The organism is Clostridium sp. BL-8, from assembly GCF_002006495.1.
GTDB lineage: Bacteria > Bacillota > Clostridia > Clostridiales > Clostridiaceae > Clostridium.
The window spans coordinates 22282-28998 of sequence record NZ_LZZL01000076.1; the positions used below are offsets into that span (position 1 = coordinate 22282).

Genomic DNA, 6717 nt, shown 5'->3' on the forward strand with positions numbered 1-6717 from the left:
TATAGTAAGGTGTCATATTCTTCTCACTGCATTTGGAATATGATAAACCAGTATTCCTTTTTATTCTATATTAAAAACAAAATTATGTCAAGTTTACTCATATAATGGCTATCCCTCGTATCACATTGTTTTCGCCTATACTAAAGCATTGTAAATATAGCTACATATATGTTTAATCATACATGCAGCTATACTTGTAATTCAACCTATTAATATATTATGAAGCGAAATTATTTTTATTCATATCTTAGTTAAAATTATTTTTATTTTTCTACTTTCTCTTCAACACTTTCACTTATATCATCATTGACCTTATCGATTGCTTCTTCAGAATTGTTTATTTTAATCAATTCTGCAGGTGGAAGATTATATTTTTCTCTGATTTGATTTTCTATATCTAACGCTATTTCTGGATTTTCCTTCAAATACAGCTTAGCATTTTCTCTTCCTTGGCCTAATCTTATATCATTATAAGAAAACCAAGCGCCGCTTTTTTGAACTATCTCTTCCTTTACTCCAACATCTACGATATTTCCATATCTTGAAATACCTTCATTGTACATAATATCAAACTCTGCTTGTTTAAATGGTGGTGCTACTTTATTTTTAGTTACCTTTATTCTTGTTCTGTTACCGATTATCGCATCACCTTGTTTTATTGAATCTATTCTTCTAATATCAAGTCGCACTGATGCATAGAACTTTAATGCTCTTCCTCCAGTTGTTGTTTCTGGCGATCCAAACATTACTCCTACTTTTTCTCTTAACTGATTAATAAATATAGCAACGCAATTAGTCTTATTTATTGTTCCTGCAAGTTTTCTTAAAGCTTGAGACATAAGTCTTGCTTGAAGCCCAATATGCGAATCGCCCATTTCTCCTTCGATTTCAGCTTTTGGTACTAAAGCCGCAACAGAGTCTACTACTAAAACATCAATTGCGCCAGAACGAACTAGAGCTTCCGCAATTTCAAGTCCCTGCTCTCCAGTATCAGGCTGAGAGATTATCAAACTATCAACATCCACACCAAGTTTTTGAGCATAGCTAGGATCTAACGCATGTTCAGCATCTATATATCCTACAGCTCCGCCTTTTTTTTGTGATTCTGCTGCTATACTAAGTGCAATTGTAGTTTTTCCTGAACTTTCTGGTCCATAAATTTCAATAATTCTTCCTTTAGGTACCCCACCAATTCCAAGAGCTATATCTAAATCTAGACATCCAGTTGATATAGCATCCATATTAGAAATATTATGATCACCTAATTTCATTACTGAACCTTTACCAAATTGTTTTTCTATATGACTCATAGCACTTTCAATTGCTTTTAACTTTTCTGCATTTATATTTCCCATAATACTAATAGCTCCCTTCTATCGAACTTATGTTCTGTATTTATTATAAATTAATTCTAAACTATAGTCAATAATTAATTCTAGGCATATACAAAGAAAATAATAATGTCAAATATGCAAGCTACTCTGCTATTCTTTTGAACGCACCTTATGAAAAGTCCCTTCTTTAAGTAAATTAAAGAAGGAACCATTTAATTTATATCCAATTTTATACATTCTTAAACATTAAACATAAAATTTTTATTTTTTCATATTTTTAGCTACAGCTTCTACTTATCATAAGAAACGGCTTCTTTATTCTTCTTGAAATAATCATAGCCAGAAATTAATGTTACAATAACCGCAAGCATAAGAGCTACTGTTGGCACTATGACAAAGAATTTTTTTAAGTAATAATTATCTATTGTAAAAATCTTCAATAATTTTGCATCATGTATGTTTATCTTTAATAATAATAAAATTATTGCTATTATTTGAATAACTGTTTTGATTTTTCCCCACCAGCTCGCTGCTATAACTCTTCCTTGTGCTGCCGCTATTGATCTTAAGCCTGAAACTGCAAATTCGCGAGCGATTATAACAACTGCAGCCCATGATGGTACCACATGTACTTCAACCAAAGAGATTAAAGCCGCCGTAACTAATAATTTGTCTGCTAAAGGATCCATGAATTTCCCAAAATTCGTTATTTGATTCCTGCTTCTAGCAATATACCCATCAAGCTTATCAGTTAATGAAGCTAAAATAAATATAAATGTAGCTATAAAACTACCATAAGGTATATCTCTTACGGCTAGAAATATTAAAAATACAGGAACCAAAACTATTCTAATTAAGGTTAACTTATTTGCAAGATTCATCCACAACAACTCCTACTAAATCATAATCCATATTTTCAATTATCTTTACTTTTACAAACTTACCATTATCTATACTTTTTGATGATTTAAACAATACATTTGCATCTATATTAGGAGCCATTTCATAGTTTCTCCCATAATAATACTTACCATTATATCCCTCAACAAGAATATCATATAACTTTCCAATTTTCAATTTATTTATTTCTCCAGAAATATCTTTTTGTACTATCATTAATTCTTCTTCTCTTTTTTTCTTAACAGGCTCACTTATCTGCCCTTCCATTTTGGCTGCTGGCGTATCTTCCTCTTGTGAATAAGTAAATACTCCTACTTTATCAAGTTTGTATTCTTTTAAGAATTCTATGATTTCGTTAAAATCATCATCATTTTCATTTGGAAAGCCCACTATAAAAGTTGTTCTTAAAACAATTTCTGGAACGCTTTTTCTAAGTTTTTGTATCTTATCTATTATATCCTGCTTACTTGTTTTTCTTCCCATAAGCTTTAGAATTTTATCACTTATATGTTGTATCGGTAAATCTAAATACTTTACAACCTTATTATTATTTGCGATTTCTTCTATAAGTTCATCGTATATTTCCTCTGGATAGCAGTATAGCACTCTAATCCACTTAATCCCTTCAATTTTTGATAACTCTTGAAGTAATAAATGAAGACTTTTCTTTCCATAGATATCACTTCCATACAAAGTCGTATCCTGAGCTATGAGTATTATTTCCTGTACCCCGCTTTTACTCAAATCTTTCGCTTCATTTATAATGTTTTCCATTTTCCTACTTCTAAATTTTCCCCTTATTTTAGGAATTATACAATATGTGCAAAAATTATTACACCCTTCTGCAATTCTTATATATGCACTTTCTTTTTGAGTTGTAAGTATTCTTTTTCCTTCGTTAATATTGTCATCAGAATAACTTAATAACTCTGCTGCTCTCTTGTTTCCTTCAATGAAATCAGTTATAATTTCATTTATTTTATTATAATCATTAACCCCAAGCATAATATCTATTTCAGGTATTAACTTTTCTAATTCTTCTCCGTATCTTTGTGTAAGGCAGCCTGTTGCTATAAGCAGTTTGCATTTATAATTTATTTTATAATCCGCCATTTCTAAAATTGTATCTATTGATTCCTGTTTTGCGCTCTCTATAAATCCACATGTATTTACAATAATTATATCTGCCTTCTTAGGATCATTTGTTATTTCATACTCATCACTCATTTTACCTAGTATTATTTCTGAATCAACTCTATTTTTATCACACCCTAAGCTTACCATACCAACTTTGTACTTACTTAAAGTATAGTCATTTATTTTTTCTTTTCCACTTATTATTTCTATTTTGCTTTCAATCAAGTTTTTGCATCCTCCTGTTTTTTAATAGCTTTAATTATAGCAAATAAAAACTACATATTACAAGTTGTTATTATTAATGTTACATTAAAAATTAGTATATTACTCCTTATAAATGCAAAAATTAACACAATGTTCAATTAAATTTCACACTTAATCTAAATTTATTATTTAATTATCTTTATCTTCTTCATCATTATCATCTATAAGTTGTTGTTTTGTAATAAGTACTTGTCTTGGTCTGCTACCATCCTTCTCTGATATAATTCCTCTTTCCTCTAACTGATCCATAATTCGTGAAGCTCTATTAAATCCTATTCTAAACTTCCTTTGAATAAAAGAAGTCGACGCCTGCCCATATTCAACAACAACATTTATTACTTCATTAAGTAATTCATCTACATCTTCACTCTTTTCACCTGCTTCAGAAGTCTTTGAGTCTGCTGCATTATTAATATGATCAATTATCTCTTCTTCATAATTAATATCGCCTTGCTCACTCTTAATAAACGATACAACTTGTTCAACTTCTTCTTCAGATATAAAGCAACCTTGGACTCTAAGAGGTTTGCTTTCTCCTACTGGATAATATAACATATCTCCTTTTCCTAATAGTTTTTCTGCACCTGATCCATCTAAGATAGTTCTAGAATCGATTTGCGATGAAACTGCAAAAGATATTCTAGATGGTATATTCGCCTTAATTACACCTGTTATTACGTCTACTGATGGTCTTTGAGTTGCTATAACTAAATGCATACCTGCTGCTCTAGCCATTTGCGCTAGTCTTCCTATGTAATCTTCCACATCATTTGGACATACCATCATAAGATCAGCAAGCTCATCAACGATTATAACTATGTAAGGTAGTTTTTGTTCTATTAGGCCTTTATTAAATAGTTCATTGTAAGATTCCATGTTTCTAACCCCAGAATCTGCAAAAAGCTTATATCTGTTTGTCATTTCATTTACAGCCCAATTTAAAGCAGCTGCAGCTTTTTTAGGATCTGTAACAACCGGAATTAATAAATGTGGTATTCCATTATACACATTTAATTCAACGACCTTCGGGTCAACCATAAGAAGTTTAACTTCATCAGGATTGTATTTATATAGCAGACTTATTATGAGTGTATTTATGCATACACTTTTACCAGAACCTGTTGCCCCTGCAATTAGTGTATGAGGCATTTTGGTTAAATCCCCAACAACGCATTTTCCTGAAATATCTTTTCCAAGTGAAAAAGCTAACTTTTTCTTAGAATTAATAAATTCATCATTTTCTAATACTTCTCTTAAGAATACTGGTGTCTGCTTTCCGTTTGGTACTTCTATCCCAACAACAGCCTTTCCTGGAATTGGCGCTTCTATTCTTATCCCTGAAGCTGCAAGTCCAAGGGCTATATCATCTGACAAATTTACAATTTTACTAACCTTAACTCCAGGACTTGGCTGAAGTTCAAATCTTGTAACAGATGGACCTTTGGTAACTTGTGTTACCTTCGCATCAACACCGAAATTAGCTAAAATTTCTTCAAGCTTATTAGCATTTTCTATTAATTCCTTTTTATCACTGCTATTAAGCTTTGTACTAGAATTTGCTTTTAACAATTCTAAACTTGGATGTCTATATTCTCTTTGTTCCTTTTGCTCAAAAATATGTTCTTGTATTTCTTTATTTACAACATCCTTCACATCATTATCCAAATTTTCTTTTTTACGCGAACTATTTGTTGTATTTTTTTCCAAGAAGCTATCTATTTCAATGTCTGATGAAACCTCCGATCTTATTTCTCGTAAAGGTTCTTCATTCTCTATCTGATTTTCATCTTCGATTTCATTTGAATTCTTCATAAAATCTAGAATCTTTATTTTTTTATCTACCTTAGATAAAAATTCTTCTCTTTCATCTTGGCTCTTTCTGTTCTCTTCACCTTTCTCTACTATATTTATGAAACTTTCACGTGCTTTGGGCTGTTCACTTCTTTCACTTACCCGTTTACTTCTTATATTTCTTATTTTTTCTCCCTTATTATATGCTTTTAACCCTAAATCATATAAAGTTATGTCAAATATTAAAATCACAGCAATTACAGAAAAAGCAAGAAGGATTATATATGTACCTATAACTCCAACCGCCCTATACAGTGGATAGCATATAAGATATGAGATTAATCCCCCATGCAGATTTTCATTATCATTATTTATAATTAATCTTATGTTATCAATAAAAACATCTTTATTTTCTAAGGTTTGAATATTTATAATTCCGAAAGTTAACATAATAACAAGAACCAATATAGTTATTCCCCAAAAGTTCTTGTTTAATTTAATATTTCCTCTAGTTTTTATATATTGGAATCCAAAATATATTAAATAAACAGGCAATGTATACGCACCGACCCCAATTACTGCATCTGATATTTTTTGTGCTAAAGACGATAACATTCCAGCCAAAGAGGTGTATATTGCTATACCAAGTATTATTCCTGTAGCAATATATACAACGCCTACTATATCAGGATTTGTTATATTTTCATCTTTTTTACCTTTTGTAGTGCTATGTTTGCCTTTAGTTCTACCCAAATTAAATCACCTCATATCTTTATTTCTACGCAAAATAAACATTCTCCTTTAATAAGATAACACTAAAAACAAAAATCGGCTATAGATTTTTTTTCTATAACCTTCATTCATCTTCAAAAAATGGTAGCTATGTATACTTCTTGTCTATTCGAACCCTTAAAGAAAATAACCTTGTATTTATGTTCCTTTGAATTCTATATATGAAAAAGTTAATCTTTCCAAAGTACAGAATTAGAAACTTCACTTTTTACCTCTTACTTTTAAAGCCTTCATATAATTAGTCAGTAGCATGCTCACTTAGGCACATGAAAATAAATAACAAGTCCAAAGCTGCTATGCATATTTTTCATCAGACAAAAAATCAAAGTGCCATCATAGCAAGCCTATTGTAGTATTTTACTGATAAGCAGTAACCCAAAAGCGAGAGTCCAAATCTTGCATTTGGTGTCTCGAACTTTCACATAGTGCACTCTATGATTTTGTGTGAATCGGTTAAGCAGACATCTCAAATCTATGATTTGATGATGGTCGCTTACTC

The 6717-nt window shown here is 30.7% G+C and carries 4 protein-coding genes; all 4 read right to left on the reverse strand.

Going from position 1 to position 6717, the window contains the following annotated elements; genetic code table 11:
* Window positions 1-263: 263 nt before the first annotated feature.
* The 4 genes from recA to CLOBL_RS21225 all read right to left on the reverse strand — a co-directional run bounded on the left by recA (window position 264) and on the right by CLOBL_RS21225 (window position 6179).
* Window positions 264-1355, reverse strand: a complete 1092-nt coding sequence (recA, locus tag CLOBL_RS21210; protein WP_077860846.1) for a recombinase RecA — start codon at window positions 1353-1355, stop codon at window positions 264-266.
* A gap of 269 nt (window positions 1356-1624) precedes the next feature.
* A complete protein-coding gene (gene pgsA, locus CLOBL_RS21215; RefSeq protein WP_077860847.1) occupies window positions 1625-2215 on the reverse strand; it encodes a CDP-diacylglycerol--glycerol-3-phosphate 3-phosphatidyltransferase in 591 nt (196 codons plus the stop codon).
* Entirely contained in the window at window positions 2199-3518 is a 1320-nt protein-coding gene (gene rimO / locus CLOBL_RS21220) for a 30S ribosomal protein S12 methylthiotransferase RimO (RefSeq protein WP_179117811.1), read from the reverse strand. Before rimO ends, pgsA begins: the two co-directional genes overlap by 17 nt.
* Window positions 3519-3764: 246 nt before the next feature.
* Window positions 3765-6179, reverse strand: coding sequence for a DNA translocase FtsK (locus tag CLOBL_RS21225; protein ID WP_077860849.1), 2415 nt, complete (start codon window positions 6177-6179; stop codon window positions 3765-3767).
* Between the last annotated feature and the right edge of the window lie 538 nt (window positions 6180-6717).

Coding starts and splice junctions, on each gene's coding strand:
- pgsA (WP_077860847.1), bottom strand. CDS start 2,215: ATGAATCTTGCAAATAAGTTAACCTTAATTAGAATAGTTTTGGTTCCT.
- rimO (WP_179117811.1), bottom strand. CDS start 3,518: ATGGTAAGCTTAGGGTGTGATAAAAATAGAGTTGATTCAGAAATAATA.
- recA (WP_077860846.1), bottom strand. CDS start 1,355: ATGGGAAATATAAATGCAGAAAAGTTAAAAGCAATTGAAAGTGCTATG.